The organism is Thermostichus sp. OS-CIW-31, assembly GCF_054060305.1.
In genome coordinates this window covers 1-24,843 of the sequence record NZ_JBSSDA010000017.1, presented here as the reverse complement: position 1 = coordinate 24,843, position 24,843 = coordinate 1, and the positions used below count along the sequence as shown (strand labels likewise).

General features: G+C 57.9%; 19 protein-coding genes, 1 tRNA gene, 1 pseudogene and 1 CRISPR repeat array. Of the genes and pseudogenes, 11 read left to right on the top strand and 10 right to left on the bottom strand.

The features are described 5' to 3' along the window. Nucleotides 1-130: 130 nt before the first annotated feature. A CRISPR array of direct repeats spans nt 131-1,783; the repeat unit is 37 nt; unit sequence GTTTCCGTCCCCTTGCGGGGAAAAGGTAGGGATCAAC. Between the two features lie 276 nt (nt 1,784-2,059). Both cas1 and ACVWY9_RS10435 read right to left on the bottom strand, forming a co-directional pair. Beyond that, nucleotides 2,060-2,686, bottom strand: coding sequence for a CRISPR-associated endonuclease Cas1 (gene cas1, locus ACVWY9_RS10440; protein ID WP_457388323.1), 627 nt, complete (start codon nt 2,684-2,686; stop codon nt 2,060-2,062). Between the two features lie 11 nt (nt 2,687-2,697). Continuing rightward, nucleotides 2,698-4,143, bottom strand: a complete 1,446-nt coding sequence (locus ACVWY9_RS10435) for a TIGR03985 family CRISPR-associated protein (RefSeq protein WP_457388297.1) — start codon at nt 4,141-4,143, stop codon at nt 2,698-2,700. A gap of 165 nt (nt 4,144-4,308) precedes the next feature. Here ACVWY9_RS10435 and crn3 point away from each other — a divergent pair, with 165 nt between their 5' ends. Continuing rightward, nucleotides 4,309-5,277: a CRISPR-associated ring nuclease Crn3/Csx3 gene (gene crn3 / locus ACVWY9_RS10430; RefSeq protein WP_457388296.1), complete on the top strand. Its 969-nt coding sequence runs from the start codon at nt 4,309-4,311 to the stop codon at nt 5,275-5,277. 215 nt (nt 5,278-5,492) lie between these two features. On the opposite strand, the gene ACVWY9_RS10425 is transcribed toward crn3, so the two are convergent. From ACVWY9_RS10425 to ACVWY9_RS10410, 4 genes are all read right to left on the bottom strand, one after another. After that, nucleotides 5,493-6,380 carry a nitrate ABC transporter ATP-binding protein gene (locus tag ACVWY9_RS10425; protein ID WP_457388295.1) on the bottom strand — a complete coding sequence of 296 codons (888 nt, stop codon included), beginning with the start codon at nt 6,378-6,380 and terminating at the stop codon, nt 5,493-5,495. 71 nt (nt 6,381-6,451) lie between these two features. Continuing rightward, nucleotides 6,452-8,449, bottom strand: a complete 1,998-nt coding sequence (locus ACVWY9_RS10420; RefSeq protein WP_414349581.1) for an ABC transporter ATP-binding/substrate-binding protein — start codon at nt 8,447-8,449, stop codon at nt 6,452-6,454. 68 nt (nt 8,450-8,517) lie between these two features. Further along, nucleotides 8,518-9,345: a nitrate ABC transporter permease gene (ntrB, locus tag ACVWY9_RS10415; protein ID WP_414344145.1), complete on the bottom strand. Its 828-nt coding sequence runs from the start codon at nt 9,343-9,345 to the stop codon at nt 8,518-8,520. Between the two features lie 473 nt (nt 9,346-9,818). Further along, complete coding sequence (locus ACVWY9_RS10410; RefSeq protein WP_457388294.1) at nt 9,819-11,129, bottom strand: CmpA/NrtA family ABC transporter substrate-binding protein; 1,311 nt, start codon at nt 11,127-11,129, stop codon at nt 9,819-9,821. A gap of 205 nt (nt 11,130-11,334) precedes the next feature. Between ACVWY9_RS10410 and ACVWY9_RS10405 the strand changes: the two genes are divergently transcribed. From ACVWY9_RS10405 to ACVWY9_RS10375, 7 genes are all read left to right on the top strand, one after another. Continuing rightward, the gene (locus ACVWY9_RS10405; RefSeq protein ID WP_457388293.1) at nt 11,335-12,432 is read left to right on the top strand and encodes a tocopherol cyclase family protein; all 1,098 of its coding nucleotides are present in this window, start codon (nt 11,335-11,337) and stop codon (nt 12,430-12,432) included. Nucleotides 12,433-12,607: 175 nt separating this feature from the next. Beyond that, nucleotides 12,608-12,681 (top strand) — tRNA-Arg (locus ACVWY9_RS10400). Between the two features lie 118 nt (nt 12,682-12,799). After that, entirely contained in the window at nt 12,800-15,274 is a 2,475-nt protein-coding gene (locus ACVWY9_RS10395; protein ID WP_414522435.1) for an ATP-dependent Clp protease ATP-binding subunit, read from the top strand. Nucleotides 15,275-15,390: 116 nt separating this feature from the next. After that, nucleotides 15,391-16,026, top strand: a complete 636-nt coding sequence (locus ACVWY9_RS10390) for an ATP-dependent Clp protease proteolytic subunit (RefSeq protein ID WP_414349574.1) — start codon at nt 15,391-15,393, stop codon at nt 16,024-16,026. A 17-nt stretch (nt 16,027-16,043) separates the two neighbouring features. Further along, complete coding sequence (locus ACVWY9_RS10385; protein WP_457388292.1) at nt 16,044-16,706, top strand: Uma2 family endonuclease; 663 nt, start codon at nt 16,044-16,046, stop codon at nt 16,704-16,706. Continuing rightward, entirely contained in the window at nt 16,654-17,265 is a 612-nt protein-coding gene (locus tag ACVWY9_RS10380; RefSeq protein WP_011432257.1) for an ATP-dependent Clp protease proteolytic subunit, read from the top strand. The genes ACVWY9_RS10385 and ACVWY9_RS10380 overlap by 53 nt, the downstream gene beginning before the upstream one ends. An 89-nt stretch (nt 17,266-17,354) precedes the next feature. Further along, the gene (locus ACVWY9_RS10375; RefSeq protein ID WP_414407835.1) at nt 17,355-17,765 is read left to right on the top strand and encodes a hypothetical protein; all 411 of its coding nucleotides are present in this window, start codon (nt 17,355-17,357) and stop codon (nt 17,763-17,765) included. Nucleotides 17,766-17,769: 4 nt separating this feature from the next. Here the strand turns inward: ACVWY9_RS10375 and ACVWY9_RS10370 are convergent, their stop codons facing one another. Further along, nucleotides 17,770-18,357 (bottom strand): chromophore lyase CpcT/CpeT, encoded by a 588-nt coding sequence (locus tag ACVWY9_RS10370; protein ID WP_011432259.1) that lies wholly within the window; start codon nt 18,355-18,357, stop codon nt 17,770-17,772. Nucleotides 18,358-18,365: 8 nt separating this feature from the next. Here ACVWY9_RS10370 and ACVWY9_RS10365 point away from each other — a divergent pair, with 8 nt between their 5' ends. Next, nucleotides 18,366-19,760, top strand: a complete 1,395-nt coding sequence (locus tag ACVWY9_RS10365; RefSeq protein WP_457388291.1) for a malic enzyme-like NAD(P)-binding protein — start codon at nt 18,366-18,368, stop codon at nt 19,758-19,760. A 177-nt stretch (nt 19,761-19,937) separates the two neighbouring features. Here ACVWY9_RS10365 and ACVWY9_RS10360 read toward each other — a convergent pair whose 3' ends face one another. Both ACVWY9_RS10360 and ACVWY9_RS10355 read right to left on the bottom strand, forming a co-directional pair. Further along, nucleotides 19,938-20,522 (bottom strand): putative CRISPR-associated protein, encoded by a 585-nt coding sequence (locus tag ACVWY9_RS10360; RefSeq protein ID WP_457388290.1) that lies wholly within the window; start codon nt 20,520-20,522, stop codon nt 19,938-19,940. Continuing rightward, nucleotides 20,519-20,791: a hypothetical protein gene (locus ACVWY9_RS10355; RefSeq protein WP_457388289.1), complete on the bottom strand. Its 273-nt coding sequence runs from the start codon at nt 20,789-20,791 to the stop codon at nt 20,519-20,521. Before ACVWY9_RS10355 ends, ACVWY9_RS10360 begins: the two co-directional genes overlap by 4 nt. Before the next feature lie 760 nt (nt 20,792-21,551). On the opposite strand from ACVWY9_RS10355, the gene ACVWY9_RS10350 reads away from it, so the two are divergent. Next, nucleotides 21,552-22,223 carry a DUF1614 domain-containing protein gene (locus ACVWY9_RS10350; RefSeq protein ID WP_457385127.1) on the top strand — a complete coding sequence of 224 codons (672 nt, stop codon included), beginning with the start codon at nt 21,552-21,554 and terminating at the stop codon, nt 22,221-22,223. Here ACVWY9_RS10350 and ACVWY9_RS10345 read toward each other — a convergent pair. Then, entirely contained in the window at nt 22,220-24,394 is a 2,175-nt protein-coding gene (locus ACVWY9_RS10345) for a caspase family protein (RefSeq protein WP_457388288.1), read from the bottom strand. The genes ACVWY9_RS10350 and ACVWY9_RS10345 overlap by 4 nt on opposite strands. Nucleotides 24,395-24,697: 303 nt before the next feature. Between ACVWY9_RS10345 and ACVWY9_RS10340 the strand changes: the two are divergent. Continuing rightward, nucleotides 24,698-24,843: pseudogene (locus ACVWY9_RS10340) on the top strand (RNA-guided endonuclease TnpB family protein); the annotation flags it as partial.

Genomic DNA, 24,843 nt, shown 5'->3' with positions numbered 1-24,843 from the left:
CTTTTGCCAAACCGCCTAAAGCTCAGTAAATTCAGCAAAGTTCAGGGTTTTGGGGGTTAGAGGCATGCTCTTGCAGGGAGAAGGTAGAGATCAACCTCACTTCTCTTTGCTCATTACTCGCTTCTCTCTAGTTTCCGTCCCCTTGCGGGGAAAAGGTAGGGATCAACTTTGACTTCTACAACACTAGAGATGCCCAGATGACTAGGTTTCCGTCCCCTTGCGGGGAAAAGGTAGGGATCAACGGATCAATGGTCGACGCCATATTGGCATCGGTCAGTAGTCCGGCTGTCGTTTCCGTCCCCTTGCGGGGAAAAGGTAGGGATCAACGACGGGTGGTACCTAGAGGAAGTCGGAGTCCTGGACAAGTTTCCGTCCCCTTGCGGGGAAAAGGTAGGGATCAACTGGGTCTCGCTCCAGACTGAGCTCAATATTTACAAAGGGTTTCCGTCCCCTTGCGGGGAAAAGGTAGGGATCAACTAACGGTCCTATCCCTCCGGTGCAGTATCCATACTGCACAATGTTTCCGTCCCCTTGCGGGGAAAAGGTAGGGATCAACGGTTTCTGGATGATTGAGGACCGCTACGACTGGCATGTGCCGTTTCCGTCCCCTTGCGGGGAAAAGGTAGGGATCAACCAGCCTGTCGGCCAAGATAAAGCCCGCACAGATCCAGGTGTGGTTTCCGTCCCCTTGCGGGGAAAAGGTAGGGATCAACGTGACACTCCTTATATATAGAGTCAGACTACAGCAGAGGTTTCCGTCCCCTTGCGGGGAAAAGGTAGGGATCAACACGATGGTGCGCAACGACCAAAACCTAACTGGTATCAGGTTTCCGTCCCCTTGCGGGGAAAAGGTAGGGATCAACTATGCTCTGTCCAAAGCAAGTGCGGTGCATTACACGCAGTTTCCGTCCCCTTGCGGGGAAAAGGTAGGGATCAACGGTTGACTATGTATTACACCAAAGAGCAAATCCTGCGGTTTCCGTCCCCTTGCGGGGAAAAGGTAGGGATCAACAGCGGCCATTCGAGAGTCGGTACTCCGGGAGCTGACGTTTCCGTCCCCTTGCGGGGAAAAGGTAGGGATCAACCTCCCTCACCTGCGATCTAGAGTAGTGTGAACTAGCCGTTTCCGTCCCCTTGCGGGGAAAAGGTAGGGATCAACTACCTCAGAAGGAATCCAGAGTACGTAACTAACTGCATACGTTTCCGTCCCCTTGCGGGGAAAAGGTAGGGATCAACAGGTGCTTTCGTACCTCGTTCAAGGGAGTATGCGCCTACGGTTTCCGTCCCCTTGCGGGGAAAAGGTAGGGATCAACCCTATGGACTGGCTCACCGACCTCGAAAGTTGGGACCCCGTGTTTCCGTCCCCTTGCGGGGAAAAGGTAGGGATCAACGAATAACTAACCTCTCCCCAAACGCACCCAGGTTTACACACCTGGTTTCCGTCCCCTTGCGGGGAAAAGGTAGGGATCAACTATTTGGGACGAAGTTGATTACGTCAAGTCCCTGACGTTTCCGTCCCCTTGCGGGGAAAAGGTAGGGATCAACATTACCGGTTGTTCACCGCGGTTTGTAGGGACGTGTCTGTGGAGGTTTCCGTCCCCTTGCGGGAAAAAGGTAGGGATCAACCGTGAACTCGACCGTGCAGCGAAGGAGCGGATCCGGAAGGCGTTTCCGTCCCCTTGCGGGGAAAAGGTAGGGATCAACCTCAGAAAATTATCAAAGGCCAAACACGTATCCTAAAGTTAGGTTTCCGTCCCCTTGCGGGGAAAAGGTAGGGATCAACCATCCCTACCCTCGGAAAAGCCTGAATTCATGAGGTTTTCAAGGTGCGTTCGCGAGGGAGTACGGAGATTCCTCGACACAGATATTAACATTGTCCTCGCGGCCAAGCGCAAGCGGGGAAATTGAGCTTGCTACGGCCATTATGTCACGTTTTTGGGCCAATCGGGGCAAAAGATCTAAAGTTTCCCTTAAAATCTTGTGCCGGCAGAGTCAGGCTGGTGATGGCTCGCCCCGACAGATCGCGCACAAAACTTTACAATTTCGGCCCGGTGGAGCCTCAGAAGATCAGGTAGTCCGGCGGCTCATAGGGGGGAGGCCCCCCGAAGACTTTGGCCTGCTTCTTGGCCGCGGCATCCAAAGGGTAGGCCCGCAGACTGTCTTCCTTGAGATTCAGCAGGGGCAACCACGACTGTTCCAGCTTGTTTTCCAACTCTGCAGTGTCCAGTGGGCATTCGAACACGGAGCGATCCAACTGTTGCAGGTAGGCGGCGATAACATCAATACCCTCCTGTAAGGGGGCAATTTGGCCGCGGGTAGCCCGGTTGTGCAGTTGTAGAATTGCCCGTTGGTTGCGAATCTTGCCGCGCACAATCACCTTGGCCCACCTCAGCCCCCAGGGGGAGTAGGCCCGCTGATACTGGGCCAGACGGATCTCAGAGTTGGTGGAGAAGGATCCCTGCAGGCGACCGCGAAAACCGCCATCCGCACGCAAAAAAATGGTTTCGATGCCTCGATCCAGCAGTTGGGCCAAAGCTGCGCTGGTCAATTGGATCCCGGGCAACACCACCACCAGCTCCACCTCCGCAAGGCGGCAAAGCTGCTCTTGACCACGGCGGCGAATGAGCAGGGTTTGGTTTTGGCAGTGAACCACAGTCCCCGGCTCGGTTAGGTAGAGGGTGGTCATGGGCAGGCAGGTCAAGAAAGCTTCAGGTCGGGGCGATAAAACTGCAGCTCTGCCTGGGCTTCCCGAGCCATCTGTTCCCGGTAGGCCGGGGGAGCGATCACCTCGCCGTTGGGCCGCCAATCCCGCAGGCGCATGGTGAAATTGGTATCTCCCACCCGTACCCAGGCGCGGAAGTACCGGTCGCTGGCTGGTCTTTGCCGGACAATGTTCAAAATCTGTTCGCGCTCCCGCGCATCCGCCACTGCCTGCTGCACCAAAGCCGGGATCCGCTCGTAGGCAATGGGCTGGAAGGTGGGATGTCGCACTGTGCTTTCCACATAGCGACGGGCAAACTCCGGGGAAAACCGGAGAATCAACAAAGCCTTGGGCAAGTAAAAATCGGATCCCCAGGCTTCTTCCCATGCTGCTTGGACTTCCTCTGGGCTGGGCAGCTTCCTCTGCCGTTTGCGGGTTGCCAGCTCTGGCGGAATGGAAGGAGCGTCCCAGGGAATCACCGCCAGGCGCTCAGACTGGATCCGATCCAGCCGAAAATTGTGCCAGCCCAGGGATCCTTCGGGGGTGGGGAGCTGGCCAAAGGCTGCCAGATACTTGGCGCGGCGGGCATAAAACAGGCAGACCGGATAGGTGAGAATACGCCGGATCCCATGTTGGCGGGTGGCGTAGTCAAAACCGATCACCCCTGCTTCTGGGTTGGCCCAAAAGGCTTCCAGCTGGTTTTGATATTCGTCCACCCGTTCTTGCTGTTCGTCCGAGAGGATGTACTCAAACCAGACAAAAAGCCGCCGCTGCGAGTGCTGATCGCGCCAGCGGGACGGAGTCCTTTCGCGCCAGCGGGACGGAGTCCTTTGATTTTCCCAGATTTCATCCAGCAAAACCTGCACATCTGGATGTACAAAGGCCACATCGCTGAGGATGTGATAGATCTGTTCCAGTTGATGGCCCGATAAGGTCAAAGCCGATGAAGATACGGGCAGTTGGGGACGATCCCCCGGCGCACGGCAGCGAAAATTATCTCTCCGCCTAGAGTTGGCCTGAATTTGTTGCAGCCAACCCCGGGCAGCCAGGTAATCCAGCTCTTTGCGCAGTGTGCGATGGGTCTTGTGAAAGGGTCGGGCAGCTAGCAGCGTTTCCAGATCCGGAACTTCTGCTTTTAAGGCGGCCAATAGGTTGGGATCCTTCAGCCAAAACCTCAAGGGTTTCCAGCAAATGCAGTCAACATCAGGACAGGGTGAAGGGATCCCTTGTGCCAGATCCTGCTTGGGGTGCCGTGGTGAAAGCAAGCGATCCCGGATGTGGGTGTAGCCAAAGGTTTCCGGCAGGTCTGGCCAGCGGTTTTCGCCATAGAGGCAGTGGAGCAGTACCCACAGGCGCACGGCCCGCTCCAGGCGCTCGGCCAACTGACCGCCGGCCAGCCAGCGCAACACCTCTACCGTCAAAGGCAGCTCAAATCCGCTCATCCGACAGTTCCCTCGGTTCTTAGGTCAACCAGTTGATGGCACTCCAGGCCAGGGGTTTTCTTGGAGCAAGGCGCAAGTGAGAGCCTGACCACTCTGACATGAGTTGGAACCTTCCACTTCCAATCTCTTCCATACTGAAGTCAACCTGTCTCGTCAAATCTGCCCATGGCTGCTGTGGCACTGCATTTGCTTTCCGGTTGTCTGGCCGCTCGCGCCAGCGGGACGGAGTCCTTTCGCGCCAGCGGGACGGAGTCCTTGGACCCTCGAAGATCCCATTCTTCGGAACTGTCTTTTCAGGTCATCGAAATTGAGCTGACCCGACCGGATCGCCTGGTTTTTCCAGAGGATTTGGCTCAGCTTCAGCTGCCTGCCGGGATCAATGCCCAGTTGGGGGTGGTTCTGACGGGGCGGGCCCCCATTTGGCTGTATGGCTGGCTGGTGCATGAGTGCCACTTCACCCGTTGGGTGGCCTGTTATGACCCACGCTTGGGCGCGGTGGTGGTCTCCAGCCATACCCCCGAAGTGCGGGTGGGCCAGGTCATCCCCTGGGTGCAGGGAAGGCCGGGCAAGGCCTACGGCCCGCTGACGCGAACAGAATTGGCAGCGGCGGTGATGGTGGTGGGCCCCCCCGACAGTGGCAAAAGCCGTCTTGCCCGCGCCCTCTTCGAAGCTCTGCTGCCGGAGCATCCCGATATTTATCTGCAACGGGCCCATTGGGATGGGGAAGGCAATTGGACTCTGGACTTACCCCTAGAACAGGCCGAAGCCCTCAAGCAGCGGTACCGGGGCCGTTCAACCCCTGAGTTTTTTGGCTTCCATGCCCAGGCCATTCTGGCTTTGCGCCGGCAAAAGAGTTTGGTGATTGTGGATGTGGGCGGCAAGGTGGATCCGCAAAAGCAGCCGATCCTGGAAGCCTGCTCCCACTACCTGGTGGTCAGCCGGGATCCCGAGGCTATCCCTCTCTGGCACGAGTTTTGTCGAGACCGGGGCAATTTGCGCTGTGTGGCCATCCTGCACACCTCGCCCGGCCCTCCTCAAGTGCTCAAAGACTCACCTGAGTTGGAAATTCGCTGGGATCCCAACTCTCCTCCCCCCGCGGAGCTGCTTCGGGCGGTGCGCCGCCTCATTCACTAGAGCTGCAGGTTCAGAATTGGAGGGGCGGGTCAGCATATATCGCATCCCGGACGCTGGCCGTTTTGGACGAGCGGTTGCACGGCGTTGTGTGCGAGTTCCAAGAGAGGTTTGCGGATCGCCTGACCAGGGGCTGCACCTGATGGCCAAGGTGTGTGGTTTTTGGGTTTTGGGTTGCCTTGTCGCCCTCTCGCTCCGTCAACTGCTCCAGGTTGGATTTACCGGTAAGCCGCCTCTGGGTTGGCTTCATGGCCGTAGAGATAGCTGAGAACCGAGTTGCGCAGGCGGTAGTACTGCGGATCTTCAAGAATCCGCTCGCGATCCCGAGGGCGCGGGAAGGGGATGGTCACGATCTGCCCGATGGTGGCTGCAGGGCCATTGGTCAAAGGACTCCGTCCCGCTGGCGCGAAAGGACTCCGTCCCGCTAGCGCGATCAGCACCAGGCGGTCGGCCAAAAACAGCGCCTCATCAATGTCGTGGGTAATCATCAAAACCGTGCAGCGATGTTCATCCCAAATGCGCAACAGCTCCTCTTGCAGCTCCTCTTTGGTAATGGCATCCAAGGCCCCGAAGGGTTCATCCAAAATCAGCACTTCTGGACGGATGGCCAACGCACGAGCAATGGCTACCCGCTGTTTCATCCCTCCCGAAATTTGCGAGGGATATTTCTGAGCGGCTTCCCCCAGCCCCACCAAATCCAAATGTTCTTCCACAATTCGATGCTTTTCCGACTGGCTCTTTTGGGGAAATACCGACCGAACGGCCAAATAAACATTTTCATAAACCGTGAGCCAAGGCAACAGGGCATACCCTTGAAACACTACCATGCGCTCCGGGCCAGGAGCTGTAATCGGCTGCCCTTTCAGCTTCACCGAGCCACTGGTGGGCTGGGCAAATCCGGAAACCATATTCAGCAGGGTGGTTTTGCCACAGCCGGAATGCCCAACCAAGCAGACAAACTCTCCCTCGTTCACACTGAGGTTGATATCTCGCAAGACGGGATAATCCCCCTTGGGAGTTGAGTAGGTCTTGCTGACATTCTCAAGGCTTAGGTAGGGTTCTGCGGCTACGTTCGCTGGGGTAGAGGTTGTCAAGAGGGCAGTCATCGGGGGGTGCTCCAACTCATGATTTTCTCACAACGGGGAATGTGCTTTTGCAAGGGTGCCCAAGTGGGTATCTAGAGCAACACAGGACGACGATCTAAGGCAACCTCGGCTACATAAATATCGTGCTTAATCGCCAAACTGTTGAGGTAGGCCAGGGGATCCTCGCCATTAAAGGGGATCCCATCGAACAACTGAATGGGCTGCCTTTGGTAGGAGACATCCAGTCCCAGCTCGCGGGCTGCCGTGCTGAACACCCCCACCTGACATACCCGCTCCACGATCTCCACCCAGTTGCGGGGGAAGGGCAGCTCCCCCCAGCGGGCCATTTGGGTCATCATCCACAGATGCTCGGTGCGGCTGGGACGGTTGCCGGCTCCCAGAAAGAAGCGGTGGTGGGCATATTCCCGCATCGGCCTGTCCAAGTCACAGATCAGACGCTGGGGATCCCCCAGATGAATGTAGGAGGGGTCGGTGCTCAGGTAGGCGCGGCGGCTGAGCAGCTCGCGAATCTCGTCGTGATGGGCCGGGTCTTCACAGTAGCGACAGGCTTCCAACAGCGCTTTCACCAAGGCAATGTGGGTGTTGGGGTAGGCTCTGGCCCAATCTTCTCGCACCCCCAACACTTTGCCGGGATGGCCCAGCCAAATCTCCAGGTCTGTAGCCACCGTAAAGCCACTGCCCTCCAGGGCTGCCCGCAAATTCCAGGGCTCTCCCACACAGTAGCCATCGATGTTGCCGGCTGTCAGGTTGGCCACCATCTGAGCCGGAGGCAGCGTTTTCAGCACCACGTCATGATCCGGGTGGATCCCGCCGGCTGCCAGCCAATAGCGCAACAGCAAATTGTGCATAGAGCTGGGATGCACCACCCCAAAGGTAAGCCGACGGCTGGGACTATCCAGAATGTAAGCCTTCAACTGGCTGAGGGTGTGGATCCCTTGCTCGTAGAACCGCTTATGCAAGGTGATGGCATTGCCGTTGCGGGTCAAGGTGAGGGCAGTAACCACCGGCTGAGGCGGGTTATCCCCTCCACCCAAGGACATCCACACCGGCATACCGGCGGGCATTTGGGCCGCATCCAGATAACCTCCCTGAATGCCGTCTTGGATCCCTCGCCAACTGGTTTCCCGCACCAAATTCACTTCTTCCAAGCCGTGTTTGGCAAAAAACCCTTTTTCTTTAGCTACAGCCAAGGGAGCACAGGCAGTGAGGGGCACAAAGCCAATCTCCAGGTTGATCTTTTCCAAGCCATGCCTGGCCACCACAGTGCTGCGGCGAGCACGCCATTGCTTGATGCGTTTTTGTTGGTTCAAAAAGTAGATGATCTCGCTGCGGTAGCTGTAGTAGCTGGGATGGTTGACCACCTCCAGCCGACGGCGGGGCCGAGGAATGTCAATGGTCAAAATGTTCCCAATTCGGGATCCCGGCCCGTTGGTGAGCATAACCACACGATCTGACAGAAGAACCGCTTCGTCCACATCGTGGGTGACCATGAGGGTGGTCATCTGATGTTCTTCACAGATGCGCATCAACTGCTCTTGTAAGTTCCCGCGCGTGAGCGCGTCCAAAGCGCCAAACGGCTCATCCAACAACAACACTTTGGGCCGCAAAGCCAGGGCACGGGCAATGGCCACCCGCTGCTTCATCCCCCCGGACAATTGGGCTGGGGGCTTATCTGCGGCATGGCGCAAACCCACCAGATCGATGTGCTCTTCCACGATCTGCTGACGCTCCGCCGGAGAATGGTTTTTAAGAACGGCATTCACCGCCAGCGCAATGTTTTGCCGAACCGTTAGCCAAGGCAAAAGCGAGTAATGCTGAAACACCACCATGCGATCGGGGCCGGGAGCCGTAATGGTATGTCCATCCAAAGCTACGATCCCCCCTGTCGGCAAAGACAGACCCGCCACCATGTTTAACAGGGTGGATTTGCCACAGCCAGAGTGGCCGATTAAGGAGACAAACTCCCCTCGATGGATTTGCAGATCGATCCCTTTGAGAGCAAGGTATTCCTGCCCTCCGGGCAGAGCAAAAGATTTTTCCACCTGCTCCACACTGACCAATACAGACACAGAAAACCTCCCAACCTATCACCCGTCTAGCCTCAAACCAACCACATACTGACAACACATCCAACACATCATTGGTTGGCTATCTTGTTTTGCAAAACAGACATCAGGCGATCCAAAAGCAATCCCACCGCTCCGATGTAGATGACGGCAACGATGATCTCCGTAACGTAGTTCTGCTGGTAGGCATCCCAGATGAAAAAGCCGATCCCCGGCACACCCGACATCACAATCTCTGCGGCAATAATCGCCAGCCAAGACAGGCCGATGCCGATGCGCAGACCTGTGAACATGTAGGGCAGGGCTGAGGGCAGCAACACCTTAAAAAAGAAGTCCACTTTGGAGAGCTTGAGCACTTTGGAGACGTTGATGTAGTCTTCCGGGATCTGTCTCACCCCTACAGCCGTGTTGATGAGAATGGGCCAAATTGAGGTAATAAAAATAACGAACAGGGCAGCCGGCTCATTGCGTTGCAAAGCAGCCAAAGATATGGGCACCCAAGCCAAGGGAGCTACCATGCGCAAAAATTGGAAAATGGGATCCAAAGCTCGGTTGATCCACACACTGCTTCCCACCAAAATGCCCAACGTGATGCCCACCAAAGCGGCACTGCAATAGCCGATGGCCACCCTTTGTAGGCTGGCCAAGGTTTGGCGCAGCAGCCCTTGGTCGAGGTCGCTGTTGCGATACAAAGGATGCAGGATCAGATATCGGCTGCGCTCGTCCATCCACACATCCCAGGGCCCCGGCAGCCGAATAAGGTTGGCACTGGCCAAGAGCTGCCAGATGAGCAGAAATCCAACAATGCCCACCACAGGGGGGAGAATCTGATCTCGGTACTTCGCCAAATCGAGCTTCGCCGTTGCAGATTTTGCCGGAGAAGAAAGTGTTGTCGTCATAGCTCCTAGAGGAGGATAGGGTTTTACAAGGTTCTCTGTTGTCGCGCTCTCAGAACATTCCAGCCGCAGGGTTCTACAACGTGTTGGAAACAGAGCATGAACTGGGATTGTCCTTGCCTTTTCTTTGGATGGGCAAACACAGGGATTGCAAACTCAACAAAACTCTCACGACAATTAGAAAGCTCAGCGCCCCCACGGCTATCGAGAGAATGAGCTTGTCCCAGCGGGGCTGGGCCGGCCTCTCAAAAGGAGGATCCCTGAAGAGTTCGCGCGGAACGTGAAGTAGAGCCAACATAGCCGATCCTCAACATGGCATTCAAAGTTATTCAAAAAGTGCGAGGCTCATAGCATCCATCAACTTTCCATCGTTTGGGCAGAAAGCTCGGCACCGCTTTTTTCGACCTCGTGGGATCCCACAGGTAGGCAGGATCCCTGTTGTGCAAGAGATGCGTCTGTGTTGGCCGGGGTTGATATTAGACCCTTTTGATTTTCAGGCTGTTCAGGTAAGCCTGCGGATCCTGTGGGTCAAACACCACACCGTCAAAGAAACGCTCTGTTCCCCGCGAGGTGTTGTTGGGGATGTTCTTCACCCCCAGTGCCTGGGCGGCCTCACGCCAGAGATCTTCACGGTTCACTTCATCCACCAGACGACGGGCAGTATCCAGATCGGTCAGGAAGCGAGCGTGGAAGCCCCAACGCAAGGATTCCGTCAGGAACCAAAGGTCATGGCTCTTATAGGGGTAAGAGACGCTGCCCCGGCCATCTTCCCAGTACAAGGGCCCGGCATTGAAATCTTGAACAGCTGGCTTGCCGTCTCCCAATTCGTAGTTGCCTTGAAAGGGAGGGGTGAGAACTTCAACCGGCACATTCAGGTAGGCACGCCCTGAGAGAATGCGTGTCAGTTCTTCTCGGTTGGCCGGATCGTCGCACCATTGCTGCGCTTCCATCACCGCCATCAAAGTGGCTTGTGTGGCCCTGGGGTTTTGCTCTACCCAATCGGCGCGAATGGCCAAGTATTCTTCGGGGTGAAAGGGCCAAATCTGTTGGGTAAGGGCCGCCATAAACCCGATCCCATCGGCCACAATCCGGTAGGGCCAGGGATCCCCGGTGCTAAAAGCATCCATGGTGCCATTGCGCATTCCCTGCACCGTTTCGGCAGAGGGAACCGCCAACAGGTCAATGTCTTGATCCGGATCTACCCCCCCAGCAGCAAACCAGTAACGGATCCAAAAATCTTGATTGACGTTGGGGAAGGTATGAGCGGCCTTGAATTTGCGTCCGTTGCTGGCGCTGAAATTTTTGATGTAGTCTGCAGCTCCAGAAACATCTAGCCCCAAACCCTTGCCAGCATGCATTCCGGCAATGGCAATCCCGTTGCCTTGGGTGATCAGCTGACACAGAACTGCCATGCGCACCGGCTGATTGTTGGTGATGGCGCCAATGTGGATCATGTGAGGCATCGGCATCTGCCACTGGCCACCGTCGATTCCCCCACCCGCTGAGCCGATGACCACATTGTCACGGGCTGCCGGCCAACTGGCCTGTTTCAACACCTCTACACCGGTCATGCCATGCTTGTCGAAAAAGCCCTTCTCCTTGGCGATGATCAGGGGGGCAGACTCCACAATCGGTATAAAGCCTAACCTGAGATTGGGGGTTTCTGGGCCGCTGGCCTGGGCAACCCAGTAGCCTGTGCTGGCCCGTGCTAAGCTGCCACTCACGAGTCCACCCACGGTGGCCGCACCCGCAGACAGCAAAAAGTTACGACGTGACGTCATGCTCACCTCATCGAAAGGATATGTGAAGGCAAGATGGAAGCTTTCCAGTTCAAGTCGCCTGACCCATGGATTTCCTTCGTGAAATCTCAAGAAATCCTTAAATCTCAGCTTGGTTGATATCCTAAGGGCAAATTAAATATAGAAACAATACAATTATTATTTTGGTAAGCATAGACTTCCGTTTATCATTTTTGCGATGGCTTAGGTCTCAATGGCGTTTCCTCCAACGGCGGCTTGCTCTGGGCAAAACAACTCAACAGATTGGGGATCCCTGCCCCATGCCGGCTATCACTGGGATGGCTGCACAGAGCGGTTTTTTGAGGGCTGGTACAGCCGCGTCACCTTGCCCGGGGATCCGCCCATTAGCTTTGCCTTCATGTACGCCATCGATCCCAAGCGCGGGGGCATGGCGCAGGTGTTGGGGCCAGAGGAGGAGCTGCATTGGCGCACCTTCCCCAATCCCCGCCGCTTTTGGGCCAGCTCAACCCATCTGGCCTTGGGGCACTCAGGGATCCCAGGCCCCGGCTGTCGCGGCCTTCAGGATCCCCTCACCTTCTTCCAGCGCACCGCCAGTGGCTACCAATACACCGCCCACCTCAACCAGGGGATTTTGCCGGATCCCTTGGTCTCTGAGCCTATTCGCTGGCTCTACCGCATTCAACCTCGTTTTGCCTATGGGATCCCACCCCGAGCCACCATGGGAGCCTGGTCTTATCTGCCCATCTTTGAGCCGGGCTGGCAGATCCTCATGAGCCACGGCTTGGCCACCGGCTGGGTGGAGTGGAGAGGCAGGCGCTATGCATTTCAGCAGGCTCCTGCCTATGCCGAAAAAAATTGGGGCCAAAACTTTCCTCGCCGCTGGTTTTGGATCCAGTGCAACGCCTTTCCCCAACATCCCGGCCTTAGCCTCACCTGTGCCGGAGCTGAGCGGCAGGTGCTCACCCGCCCCGAAGAAGTGGCCCTGATCAGCTTGCATGGATGGGGATCCCAGCCCTTTTTGGAATGGCGACCCGGATCCGCTCGGCTGACCTGGCAAGTGGATCCCTGGGGATCCTGGCGAATCTGGGGAGAAAGTGCCCTCTGGTGTATTCAGCTAGAAGGGCACACGCGGCGGCCTGGCCAAACTGTATTCACTCCTGGCCCAGAAGGGATGCAGCGCAACTGTCGGGATAGCCTGGCAGGACATCTGCACCTGCAGCTTTGGCAGCGCAACGGCCAAGTCTGGACGCCGGTGATCAAGGCCACCAGCCCCCAAGCTGGCCTGGAAGTGGGGGGAGAAGTCCGGCAACCTTGGCAAGGGCAATGTTAACGCTGGCGGATATCTACACCCCCGTTGGACTTTCCAAAAAACGCTCTTGTGCTAGAATGCCTAAGCCACATTGATAGATGTCCATCTCTGTCTCTGGATAGTACTGGATAGTATCTGAGTAACTATGGACAGATAGTATGGACAGACAGTCAACCGTGGTTGGCCCGCCCCTCTTGCGCCTGTAGCTCAGTGGACTAGAGCACGTGGCTACGGACCACGGTGTCGGGAGTTCAAATCTCTCCAGGCGCGTTTTGGCCCCAGACAGCTTCCGTCTGGGGTATTTACCGTCCCTTGGTTTCGCCAGAACTTGTGCTAGGATTACCCCTATCAAGTCCGCCTTGATGCAGGCGTAGGGAGCCCGAGGATCATGTTTGAACGCTTTACAGAAAAAGCCATCAAGGTGATCATGCTGGCCCAAGAAGAAGCCAGACGGTTAGGTCACAATTTCGTTGGCACCGAGCAAATTTTGTTGGGGTTAATCGGCGAGGGCACTGGGGTCGCCGCCAAAGTTCTCAAGTCCATGGGAGTGAACTTGAAGGACGCCCGTATTGAGGTCGAGAAAATCATCGGTCGGGGATCCGGTTTTGTGGCCGTCGAGATCCCTTTCACTCCCCGCGCCAAGCGAGTGCTGGAACTCTCCCTAGAAGAGGCCCGCCAGCTCGGCCACAACTACATCGGCACTGAGCACCTGCTCCTGGGCCTAATCCGAGAAGGGGAAGGGGTGGCAGCCCGCGTTTTGGAAAACCTGGGGGTGGATCTGTCCAAGGTGCGCACCCAGGTGATCCGCATGTTGGGCGAGACCGCCGAAGTGACGGCAGGGGGGGGATCCTCCAGCCGCACCAAAACGCCCACCCTGGACGAATTCGGCTCCAACCTCACCCAACTGGCCCAGGAGGGCAAGCTGGATCCGGTGGTCGGTCGGACGCGGGAGATCGAGCGGGTGATCCAGATCTTGGGCCGCCGCACCAAGAACAACCCCGTCCTCATTGGCGAGCCGGGGGTAGGCAAAACCGCCATCGCCGAGGGTTTGGCCCAGCGCATCGTGCAGGGGGATGTGCCCGATATTTTGGCCGACAAGCGGGTGATCAGCCTGGATATTGGCTTGCTGGTGGCCGGCACCAAGTACCGCGGCGAGTTTGAAGAGCGCCTCAAGAAAATCATGGATGAGATCCGCAATGCCGGCAACATCATCCTGGTCATCGACGAGGTGCATACCCTGATCGGGGCCGGGGCTGCGGAAGGGGCGATTGATGCCGCCAACATCCTCAAGCCTGCTTTGGCCCGCGGCGAGCTGCAGTGCATCGGCGCCACCACCCTGGATGAGTACCGCAAGCACATCGAACGGGATGCCGCCCTGGAGCGTCGCTTCCAGCCCATCATGGTGGGCGAGCCGACGGTCTCCGAGACCATCGAGATCCTGTTTGGCTTGCGGGAGCGCTACGAGCAGCACCACAAGCTGAAGATCTCCGATGCCGCCTTGGATGCAGCCGCCAAGCTGGCCGACCAGTACATCTCCGACCGGTTCTTGCCAGATAAGGCCATCGATTTGATCGACGAGGCTGCTTCGCGGGTGCGCCTGATCAACTCTCAACTGCCCCCGGCGGCCCGGGAGCTGGATCAAGAGTTGCGGCGAGTGCTCAAGGAGAAAGACGCTGCGGTGCGGGCCCAGAACTTCGACAAGGCTGGTGAGCTGCGGGATCGGGAGATGGAGATCAAGCAGCAGATCCGCGCCATTGCCGCTGCCAAAAAAGCCGAGGAGAGCAGCCGCAGCGAAATGCCTGAGGTAACCGAAGAGGACGTGGCCCAAGTGGTCAGTGCCTGGACGGGGGTGCCGGTGGCCAAGCTGACGGAAAGCGAGTCGGTGAAGTTGCTGAACATGGAAGAAACCCTGCACCAGCGCATCATCGGCCAAGACGAAGCGGTGCGGGCCATCTCCCGGGCCATCCGCCGCGCTCGGGTGGGGCTGAAAAATCCCAACCGCCCCATCGCCAGCTTCATCTTCTCCGGCCCAACAGGGGTGGGCAAAACCGAGCTGACCAAGGCTTTGGCAGCCTACTTCTTCGGTTCTGAGTCGGCCATGATCCGCCTCGACATGTCGGAATACATGGAGCGGCACACGGTCAGCAAGCTGATCGGATCCCCGCCGGGGTATGTGGGCTACAACGAGGGAGGTCAGCTCACCGAGGCGGTACGCCGTCGCCCCTACACGGTGGTGCTTTTCGATGAGATCGAGAAGGCGCACCCGGATGTGTTTAACCTATTGCTGCAAATCCTGGAGGATGGCCGCCTGACCGATGCCAAAGGCCGCACGGTGGACTTCAAGAACACCCTGATCGTGATGACCTCTAACATCGGCTCGAAGGTCATCGAGAAGGGCGGCGGCAGCCTCGGCTTCGAGTTCAACACCAACGACGAGGATGCCAACTACAACCGCATCCGCAACCTGGTGAATGAGGAGCTGAAGCAGTACTTCCGTCCGGAGTTCCTCAACCGCGTGGACGAGATCATCGTCTTCCGGCAACTGACCAAGGATGAGGTGAAGCAGATTGCCGACATCCTGCTCAAGGAAGTGTTTGACCGCATGACGGAGAAGAAAATCCGCCTCTCGGTTAGCGATCGCTTCAAAGACTTGGTGGTGGAGGAGGGGTATAACCCCAGCTACGGGGCACGCCCGCTGCGCCGCGCCATCCAACGCTTGCTGGAAGACATCCTGGCGGAAGAGATCCTGACTGGGCATGTCCGGGAGGGATCGGAGGTGCTCATCGATGTGGATGAGGAGCGCAAGCCCAAGGTGTTGGTCACGGAGCCGGAGCGGGTTCTCTTGCCTCAAGGGGCGGAGTAAAGCTGGCTTTGAGAGGTCCTCAGACTGCAAGGGATCCGTTGGGATGCTGCGGATCCCTTGTGGTCCTCAAGTGTTGTTTTTCAGTTGAACAGACCCAGGCGTAGGAGATCTCTGGCATGGTGCAATCGACCTACTACTACTATGGCGGCGCTCCGGTTCGTACCCCACCCCCAGATTTGGCTTCGCTGCTGCTGCAGGAGCGCATTGTCTACCTGGGCTTGCCCCTTGCAGAGGAGTCGAATGCCAACGTCACCAAGCTGATCATCGAGCAACTGCTGTATCTGCAGTACGAGGATCGGGAAAAGCCGATCAAGATGTACATCAACTCGACGGGCACCTATAACTACGACACAGCGGCCTTTGCCATTCTGGACACCATGAACTACATCAAGCCGCCTGTGCATACTATCTGCATCGGCAATGCCATTGGGATGGCGGCCATGTTATTGGCAGCAGGAGCCAAAGGATTTCGGGCCAGTCTGCCCAATGCCACGATCGTGCTCCACCAGCCCTATGGGGGCACCCGTGGACAGGCCAGCGACATCGAAATTCGCACCCGCGAGATTCTGACTTTGCGCAACATGATGCTGGAGCAACTGTCCCGCAGCACGGGCCAGCCTATGGAGCGCATCAAGAAGGACACAGAGCGGCTATTTTTCATGACACCAGAGGAAGCCAAAGCCTACGGCCTCATCGATCAGGTGCTGACCAGTTCCAAAGGCGTGCCGAAGTTGGCAACAGCCAAAAACTGAAGCAGAGGGATCCGTCGATGGTTCAAGTTCCCGTACAGCCTTTGACGGTGGGGGAGTACCTACGCCTCACGGACGGGCTTTATGAAGGACGGGTTGAACCTGAAGACGGGTCTATTCGGGAAGTGCCAACCGAGGAGCGCATCAACACCCTCATTGAGCTGTTTCTGATTGCGGAATTGCTCAAGTTTTTGCCCATCCAACGCCTGAGCTTGGGCCAAGTTGAGGTCGAAGTGCCCGCAGCCAAGGCTCGGTTTCGCAACCCAGATGTGATGGTTTTGCATCCCGCTCATGTGAGCTTGCTGGGAAACGGTCGCGGAACCATTGGGCTGCCCATGCCCCCGCCGCTGCTGGTGGAGGAGGTGGTTTGCCCCGGAGTGGACCATGAAAAACGCGATGATCAAGACAAGCGCAAAGATTATGCTGCCCGTGGGATCCCGGAATACTGGATTGTGGATCCCGCCAAGCAGTCCGTTTCCGCGGTGCGCTGGGTTGGCGGAGAATACGAAGGCGAGGTCAAAACTGGATCTGGACGCATTGTTTCCTCGGTTTTGCCCCAGCTGGATTTGAGCGCGGAAGATATCTTACAAGCGCGTCGTTCTGTGTTTCATACTTTGCCAGGAGAAACTTATGCCGATTGGAGTGCCTCGGGTTCCCTACCGTTTGCCCGGCGAGCCCTATAGCCAGTGGATTAGCCTTGACGATCGCCTGTACCAAGAGCGGATTTTGTTTATCGGCGAGCCCATTGACGATAGCTTGGCCAATACCATCGTGGGGGTGATGCTCTACCTCAACTCGCAGGATCCGCAAAAGGACATTGTGATGTACATCAATTCTCCCGGTGGCTCTGTGACGGCGGGCATGGCCATCTACGACACCATGAACCACATCAAGCCAGATATCGTTACGGTTTGCGTGGGCCAAGCAGCTTCAATGGGAGCCTTTTTGTTGGCTGCTGGCACCAAGGGCAAGCGGTTTGCCCTGCCCCACTCCCGCATCATGCTGCACCAGCCTTCGCTGGGCACGATCCAAGGCCAAGCCAGCGACATTGAAATTCGCGCCCGCGAAACGCTGCGGGTCAAACGGCGCATGAACGAGATCTTGGCACAAACCACCGGCCAGCCGCTGGAGAAAATCGAGCGGGATGTGGAGCGAGACTTTTACCTCTCGGCCACGGAAGCTCAGGCTTACGGCATCGTGGATCGGGTGATCCAAGAGCGCTCGGAAGCCATGGCCAGCTAGGATGGCTGGATCCAAAAAATAGCCTGGGCAAGCTCCTGAGTCGGATGTTGAAGAATTGAACCCGCGAGGAATACACCTGGGATCCTTTCATGATCTCACCGTGCCGGTTCTGCGGTGCCGAGAGACGGGCTGAGGTCTTTGGGGTGGCTAGGATTAGGGTGGAGTTAGCCGGGAGATCCGACCAGGTGAACCGACAGCATTGGGCCAGAAGGAGCGGTGGATGGGCCAGTCTGCTGGTGTTCCTGCTGTATCCCCCAGATCAGGCTTTGGCTCTGCCCCCCGCTTCTGAGATCCCTGAGGAGGTGCTGCGGGCGCAGCCAGATTTGCGGGCTCGCTCTCCGGTCGATAATCAGCCCCTCACCGCCGACGAAGCTCTAGAACTCCAGGAAGCCTTGGCAGCTCGGCCCGAAACCGGATCTGTCTCTCCAGAGGTGGAGCGGCTGATCTTTTTGCTCAGGCTGCGCAAAGGGTTTCGAGATCTGTTTCCCTTCCTGTTTTGAAGGTTCAGACCTGAAGAGGAGCCGGTGGGATCCCTTTTTGGTAACGGTAGGGTCCGGCGCGGGATCCCCAGGTTTGTTGGCCAGTGGCGGCGTCAAAGCCCCGATCCCAGGTGATGAATTCGCTGGGGGTGAGGTCGAACTCGATGTGGATATAGGTGCTATCCCCGGGGTTCAGACGACATTCTCCACCTGGCAGCATTTCGCCGTGGTAGCAGTCTGGGCGCTTTTCCACCAAAATGCGACAACCGGGCAAATGCTCCAGGTCGGCCAAGGAGAGCTGCGCCAAGCGCTGCGGATCCTGAGAGGCACCTGCCCAAGCTGCTTGATCCCGCAATTTGTAGTTCTCGATCCGCAAGGGATCCCCCAATACCTGGAGCACCCGGCTGCGATAAAACTGGCCCGGCGTGTGCTGGTTAAATTGCTCGGTAAAAAAGCCGATCCCCTCCGAGAACAGGTGGGGAAGGCGCACGTACCAAAGGCTGACCGGCACAAACCACACCGGCTCTGCCATCGCCTGGGTGCGGTTGCTGTAGTAGCCCTCCAGCCAGTTGGCCAGGGTGTGCAAGTCGGAAGCGGATTTTTCGTCTACCATAGGGAGCTATGACAAAACTTACCCCCAGCTCTAGCTATAGCATTGCCCTGCGCATTCGCCTGCTCAACCAGCCGGGAGCCCTAGCCCGCGTCACCCAGGCCATTGCGGAAGTGGGAGGCAGCCTCAGCCAGATCGATCTCATCCACCAATCGGCAGCAGAAACGGTGCGAGAAATCTGTGTAGATGCCGTCAGCAGCGAGCATGCTCAGCAAATTTACGCCGCCGTTGCCTCCTTGGCCAATGTGAAGGTGGAGCGGGCGGTGGACCGCACCTTTGAGCTGCACCGCGGGGGAAAGCTGCAGGTGGTGGCCAAAAGCCCCCTGGAGAGCGCCGCCGATCTGGCCATGGCCTACACGCCGGGGGTGGGGCGGGTTTCCCTAGAAATTGCTGCCAACCCCGCCGCGGTCTATGAGTACACCATCAAGGGCAACAGTGTAGGCATTGTAACCGATGGCAGTGCGGTGCTGGGCTTGGGGAATGTCGGCCCGGAGGCAGCTTTGCCGGTGATGGAGGGGAAGGCGGCGCTGTTCAAGCGCTTTGCCGATATCGATGCCTTTCCTCTGTGCCTGGCCACTCAGGAGGTGGGGGAAATTGTAGAGACGGTGGTGCGCCTGGCGCCGGGATTTGGCGGCTTTAACCTGGAAGACATCAGCGCCCCTCGCTGCTTTGCCATTGAGTCTCAGCTCAAGGCCCGCCTCAACCTGCCGGTGTTTCACGACGATCAGCACGGCACCGCCATTGTGGTGCTGGCGGCGCTGCTGAATGCCCTGAAAGTGGTGAAAAAGAGCCTAGACGAGGTGCGCATTGTCCTCAACGGGGCCGGGGCAGCCGGCATTGCCGTGACGCAACTGCTGCGGCGGGCCGGGGCAGCCCACATCCTGGTCTGCGACCGCCAAGGGATCCTCAGCCGCTCCCGTTCCGATCTCACCCCCGAGAAGGCGGCCATTGCCGTCGAGGAGAAGGGATCCCTGGCGGAAGCCTTGGTGGGAGCGGATGTGTTTATTGGGGTGAGCGTGGCCAATGCCCTGACAGTGGAGATGGTGGAAAAGATGGCCCCGGATCCCATCCTGTTTGCTTTGGCCAATCCGGTGCCGGAGATTCAGCCCGAGCTGGTGAGCGATCAGGTGGCGGTGATGGCCACTGGGCGGAGCGACTACCCCAACCAGATCAACAACGTGCTGGCCTTTCCCGGCGTGTTTCGGGGAGCGCTCGATTGCCGGGCCAAGCAGATCAACACCGAGATGTGTGTGGCTGCCGCTCAGGCCATTGCTGCCTTGATCCCTGCCGAAGAGTTGGATCCCCAGTGGATCATCCCCTCGGTCTTCGACGGGCGGGTGGTTCCTCAGGTGGCCGCTGCGGTAATCCAGGCTGCCCGCCAAACCGGCGTGGCCGGGATCCCTTGAGGGCTACCTAGGGCACCAGGTGACAAGCCACAAAATGCCCCGCGCTCACCTCGCGAAAGGCCGGGGGTGGATCTTGGCCTGTTCCTTCCCTGGGGGGAACTCACACCAGACGACCCAAGCGCTCCCGCAACTCAGCGGCGGCCTGCTCCAGGTGCTCAGGGGTGTAACCGGTGGTCTCTACCCTGACAGCAAGGTGGGTGTCCTGGCTCTGGTGGAGATGGATCCACAAGGGCCGTCCTCTGTTTTGCGGTTTGCAGCTTTGACGCTGTTTTTGGGGGCAGAGTAAGCGTGCGGGTCGTAGCGGACCAGATCCACCCAGGGAATGTCTCGCAGGAGTTTTTCCACCTTGACCCAGCTGCGAGGACGGTGGCGGCTGCTGTCGACCTGCAGCTGGATGACTTCGGAGCGAGGTCGGCCTGAAAAGGACTCCGTCCCGCTGGCGCGATCGGGAAGACCTGCCCGAGGGATCCGGGGCTGAACTTCCGGCTGTAGGTAGGGCAGGTAGACCAAAGACTTGTATTGCTCATGGATGTAGCAAACTGGGATCCCCAATTGGCTGCCCACCACAGCCATGATCATGGCTTGGGCTTTGAACCCACCGGTGGCGGCAAAGGTGACGATCCCCTTGGCGCTCTCTGCCAACTGTTTCAACAGCTCGGCCATCCGCTCCAGAGAGGATCCCTCTAGCTCGTAGTCGATGCCGGGAAGGGGCACCAGAGAAACCTGTTGTTGGCCCAGTTCTCTTTCAAAGAAGAGCTTCAAAATCCGGGCACACTCCAGCCTATTGCGGAGTGCAGCAGAACCAAAGCATCGCCGGGGGTCGGATCCAGGCGGTAGTAGGTGTTGGTTAAGGACTCCGTCCCGCTGGCGCGATCGGCGCTGATCAGCTCCAGATCGGTTCTTTTCATCCAGGCCAGCGCTTGCTCCGGATCTCCGATGGTTTTTTGTCCCACCCAGGGGCGCTGCGGCTGCAGGTCTTTGTCAAGGTTGGTGAGCAAGGAGGTGCCCACAGTCATGATGATGGTCTGCATGATAGGCGGTTAACTCAAATTTTTCGAGAGCTCTGTCTTGCTTTGCGCCCAGAGCAGCTGGACTTTGCCGATTCTGCTATCTTCTCTGATATCTTCAAATCTGGAAAGTAACTTCGTTGCCCTTGATGTTGGTGATGGTGGCCTTCAGTTTTTGACCAATCTGGAAGCAGGCTTGGCGGGCCCGCTGTTGGGTCTAGTCTTGTGGGTATTGGTTGTTTTGCTGTGGTCTGTCCTGCTGGGGCTCGTTTGCCGCGCCTTGGGGAACGGCGTCCCTGCGACCAGAGTGGCTGTTGGGCTGGGATCCCTGGTGTGGCGGAGTCTCGCCAGCAGGCATCCCCCCATTCCCGTAGTAGCGGGCCAGCCAGGCTGCCTAGCCCAGGATCTGCAGCACCTCTGCCGGCCTGTCCTGTAGGGCTACATCTTCAGAGACTACCGCAAGTGGAACATTCATACTGAACAGTATCTGCGCGACCTTTGCTTCGAGACTGTTGAAGAATCTAATCACATCAAAATTCGGTTTTATGGAGATCCGCGCTATCAAATCGTTATGGCTAAAACTCCTGGCGACTGGAGGGCTGGCCGCAATATTTCAAGGACTCCGTCCCGCTAACGCGATCGGGATATTCGCAACCTCATTTTTGGCCTTTGAGATCCTGAAACGAATAAAGTTTAGTTGCAAACCTAACTTTCTCAGGGGGCACGCAGCTGAGAAAAGTTGAACCGAGTCCTGATAGGCTGAAGAAAAGTTGGGATCCCTGCCATGTTCTACTTACCGGTCTCGCTGTTGTTGTTTGTAGTGCTGTTGCTGCTGCTGCCGCTGGTTTGGTTGGGGTTGGCGGTGGATGTGGTGGCGCTGGCAGTGGGGAAATTGGGCTTTTCCCGAGATGGGGCGTTGTTGCTGCTCTTGGCAGTGCTTGTGGGCAGCTCGGTCAATATTCCCCTCTATCGGGTGAAATGCGAGGTGACGCTGGTAGAAGACCTAGCTAGCTTGTGGATGCGGCAGTTCTGGGGGATCCCTTTGACCAAGCTTTCCCAGGAGACGGTGATTGCCTTAAACGTGGGCGGGGGGCTGATCCCGGTGCTCTTGGCCCTATACCAATTTGGGCGGGCCGATAGCGTGCTGATCCTGGCGGTAACGGCGCTGGTAACCTTGGTCAGCTACTATGCTTCCCACGTGGTGCCCGGGATCGGCATTCAGATGAATCCTCTAATTGCCCCAGCTACAGCAGCCTTGGCCGCTTTGTTCTGGGCTGGGGATCAGGCGCCAGCGGTGGCCTTTGCCGGCGGGGTTTTGGGTACCCTTATCGGGGCGGATCTCCTGCACTTGCCGGAGGTGTTGCGGCGCAATTGCTCAGGCATTCTCAGCATTGGCGGGGCCGGGGTTTTCGATGGTATTGCCCTCTGTGGCTTGTTTGCCCTGCTGCTGAGCTAAACCAGCAAATAGGTAAGGGAAAGGGTGATGGATTGGGCGGGATCCAGCCAACGCAAGTCGGGATCCCCTAAGGACTCCGTCCCGCTGGCGCGATCGGAGGCACGCTGAGTCAACTCCTCGAGGAGCGTTTGCGTCCATTCCAGCGGCCCATTGAGCAACATCGGCGAACGGGCTACCCCCAGTTTGCGGGCCATAGCCTTGAGGGCTTCCAAGCTGGCGGACAGGGGGCGGGTGCTGGCCACAAACAACAGCTCCGTCAGCCCTTGGGCATGACAGGTGAGCAAGTCAGAGCTCACAGCAGAGCGCAGCTCGCCATCGACCTCCGGCAAGGGTGGCAAAGTTAAACTGCTCTTGGCTTCCAAGCGAAGAGGTGTGGTGAAGTTGTCCTGAGGCAGGGGGGCCAGCAGGTGCAGTTGTCCGGTCGGGTCGATCAGCAACAGGTAGCCGTAGAGATCCTGCTCGCTGTTGTTGCAAAGGGTGAGATGCAAGGGATCCCCTCGCGTAAACCGCTGCATACCCACCTCAGCAGGAGCGGAAGTTGCGGACTGGACAAGGCGTGCCGCCAACGAGGGAGCTAAGGACTCCGTCCCGCTGGCGCGATTGGCAGCTCTACCTTTGACGGCCAACTCCGCCACCACCGCCAAGGAAGAGGAAACAGCATTGAGAGTGGTGCGCAAACGTTTGGCAGCCAGCAGATGGGCAAGACGGGGAGCTAACCGCTGGACGGCCATTGCTGCAGCCTCTCCTGCTGGGCCACAGGAATTCAGGAGCAATTCTCGCCCCGGCCAGAACAGGCTGTAGCTGTTCACTTCCAGAGGCTTGAGCAGGGTGTCCGACCGTTCGCGCCAGCGGGACGGAGTCCTAAAAGCAGTGGCCATTTCCGGGGTGATGCGGCCCAACAAACAGTCCACCTGTCGCTCGCGGGGGTTGGCCGTTTCCATCCAGCTGTAGCCGGCAATGGCATTGGTCAGATCCACCTTTTCAATGCGGCCCAGGTTCTCCTCTAGGCCAACCAAAAGCTTGAGCGTGCTGGAGAGGCCGCGCAGCTGCTCCCGCAAAGGTGTGCCCACAGGGGGAAACTGCCCTTCCGGGCTGGCCACCTGAACCTGAGCCAACAGCCCACTTCGAGAACGCATGAGCAGCGGCGTCGGCGAAGAGGCGGAAGGATCGGCGGGAATGGGAACCAAAAGAGTACCCGGCTGCAAACCACACAGGGCCGCCGATGGGATCCCGCCCAACCACACCTGAGCCCGATTCCCCTTCACTTCTTGGACTACCCCGCTCACCCCTGCCTGCGTGGGCGCAAGAAAATAGGGGTGAATGCGTCGGGCAGTGTCTTGGCCTTCCAAGGTGGGGCGTTGGCAGGCGAAGAGGCCCAGCTCCCGCCGGCTGACCACCTGGTTAAAGGCCACCAGCAGACGGGTGGCAGGCGTGGTTTCCCACAGGTACTGCGTCAGCAGATAGGTGAGTACCCCGGCATAGAATCCCGGCCAAGCAGCTTCTGCTGCCAAGTCCTGGGGAGTGGTGGCCGAAATCAGCAAGCCCTTGGGCGGAGACGGCCAAACCCGCTGGGGTTCCGAGGAGTCCGAGATCGCGGCTGGGGGACGGGAACGCAGTTGCAAGTTGCCTCGCACCGACGGCGAGACATAGGTAAAGCCACAGTCCAGAAGGGTGGTGATCTGGGCAGTGCCCAAGCCTTCCAAAAGCCGGAAAAAGCTGTCTAGCTCCATTGCTGCCACTCCCTCAGAGCCAGACAACAGCAGCACCGGCTGCCAACAGTTGGGCGCGGATCCCAGCCGCCACTGGCCATAGCCGCTAAACTGCACCACTACCGTTTCAGCCGTGTGACCTTGACCCCCCAAGTGCTCTGCAAAGGCCGATTGGATCCCAGCCGGCGTGGCTGCCCCATCGGTAAGGGTGAGAATGTCTGCCGGGTCAAAACCAAAGCGATAGAGGAGTAGCTCCCGCTGCAACTCCACATCTGTCAAACACCCTTGTAGCGCGGATCCCTCGCCAAGGTAGCGGTTAATACCGATGAGAACAGCCAGCTTGCGGGAGCCAGCCGCCAAAGCTTGCCCATATCGCTCAGCCCGGCCCCTCAACCAGCCAGGGGATAGGCCAAGACCGGCAGCAACCAGGAGGAGTTTTTGCAGAAAAGACCGCCTTTCCATGTTGACCCTCTGGGCTGACCCCCGGCCCAACGACTACCCCATCGGCCAGCGAGCCACAGCTAAACTTTGCACTGGAATCTGTTGCTGCCTATTTCAGGATATCCCCATCCACACAGCTTTTTCCCGAGATCGAGTGACAGTTTTTGGCGTTTTCTTTGCATTCCTTATCAATCAAACCTCCGCTACTTCCCATGGGGATCCCACGGCAGCGCTCTTCTGTCAGCTAGAAATCGCAGGAGCCCCGCACTGTACCCGTAGGGTCAGTGTCGGGAGGAATGCGCTTTGATGAAGTACAATGAACTTATGAGCCAAGTCCTGACCATATCCTGCAAGCTCAAGGTGTCCCAGTCGCAGGCCGCCAAATTGGACGCGACTTTGGAGGCTTTTGGCCAAGCCTTGAACTGGGTCAACCAAAACACACCCGAGAAAGTCGCCAACGCCGTTAAGCT

Excerpts from the sequence above, each read along its gene's own strand:
- ACVWY9_RS10350 (WP_457385127.1), top strand. The coding sequence starts at position 21,552 with ATGTTCTACTTACCGGTCTCGCTGTTGTTGTTTGTAGTGCTGTTGCTG.
- cas1 (WP_457388323.1), bottom strand. The coding sequence starts at position 2,686 with ATGACCACCCTCTACCTAACCGAGCCGGGGACTGTGGTTCACTGCCAA.
- ACVWY9_RS10435 (WP_457388297.1), bottom strand. The coding sequence starts at position 4,143 with ATGAGCGGATTTGAGCTGCCTTTGACGGTAGAGGTGTTGCGCTGGCTG.
- ACVWY9_RS10405 (WP_457388293.1), top strand. The coding sequence starts at position 11,335 with ATGGCGTTTCCTCCAACGGCGGCTTGCTCTGGGCAAAACAACTCAACA.
- ACVWY9_RS10355 (WP_457388289.1), bottom strand. The coding sequence starts at position 20,791 with ATGCAGACCATCATCATGACTGTGGGCACCTCCTTGCTCACCAACCTT.
- ACVWY9_RS10370 (WP_011432259.1), bottom strand. The coding sequence starts at position 18,357 with ATGGTAGACGAAAAATCCGCTTCCGACTTGCACACCCTGGCCAACTGG.
- ACVWY9_RS10425 (WP_457388295.1), bottom strand. The coding sequence starts at position 6,380 with ATGACTGCCCTCTTGACAACCTCTACCCCAGCGAACGTAGCCGCAGAA.
- crn3 (WP_457388296.1), top strand. The coding sequence starts at position 4,309 with ATGGCTGCTGTGGCACTGCATTTGCTTTCCGGTTGTCTGGCCGCTCGC.
- ACVWY9_RS10345 (WP_457388288.1), bottom strand. The coding sequence starts at position 24,394 with ATGGAAAGGCGGTCTTTTCTGCAAAAACTCCTCCTGGTTGCTGCCGGT.
- ACVWY9_RS10390 (WP_414349574.1), top strand. The coding sequence starts at position 15,391 with ATGGTGCAATCGACCTACTACTACTATGGCGGCGCTCCGGTTCGTACC.
- ACVWY9_RS10375 (WP_414407835.1), top strand. The coding sequence starts at position 17,355 with ATGATCTCACCGTGCCGGTTCTGCGGTGCCGAGAGACGGGCTGAGGTC.
- ACVWY9_RS10365 (WP_457388291.1), top strand. The coding sequence starts at position 18,366 with ATGACAAAACTTACCCCCAGCTCTAGCTATAGCATTGCCCTGCGCATT.
- ntrB (WP_414344145.1), bottom strand. The coding sequence starts at position 9,345 with ATGACGACAACACTTTCTTCTCCGGCAAAATCTGCAACGGCGAAGCTC.
- ACVWY9_RS10385 (WP_457388292.1), top strand. The coding sequence starts at position 16,044 with ATGGTTCAAGTTCCCGTACAGCCTTTGACGGTGGGGGAGTACCTACGC.
- ACVWY9_RS10395 (WP_414522435.1), top strand. The coding sequence starts at position 12,800 with ATGTTTGAACGCTTTACAGAAAAAGCCATCAAGGTGATCATGCTGGCC.
- ACVWY9_RS10380 (WP_011432257.1), top strand. The coding sequence starts at position 16,654 with ATGCCGATTGGAGTGCCTCGGGTTCCCTACCGTTTGCCCGGCGAGCCC.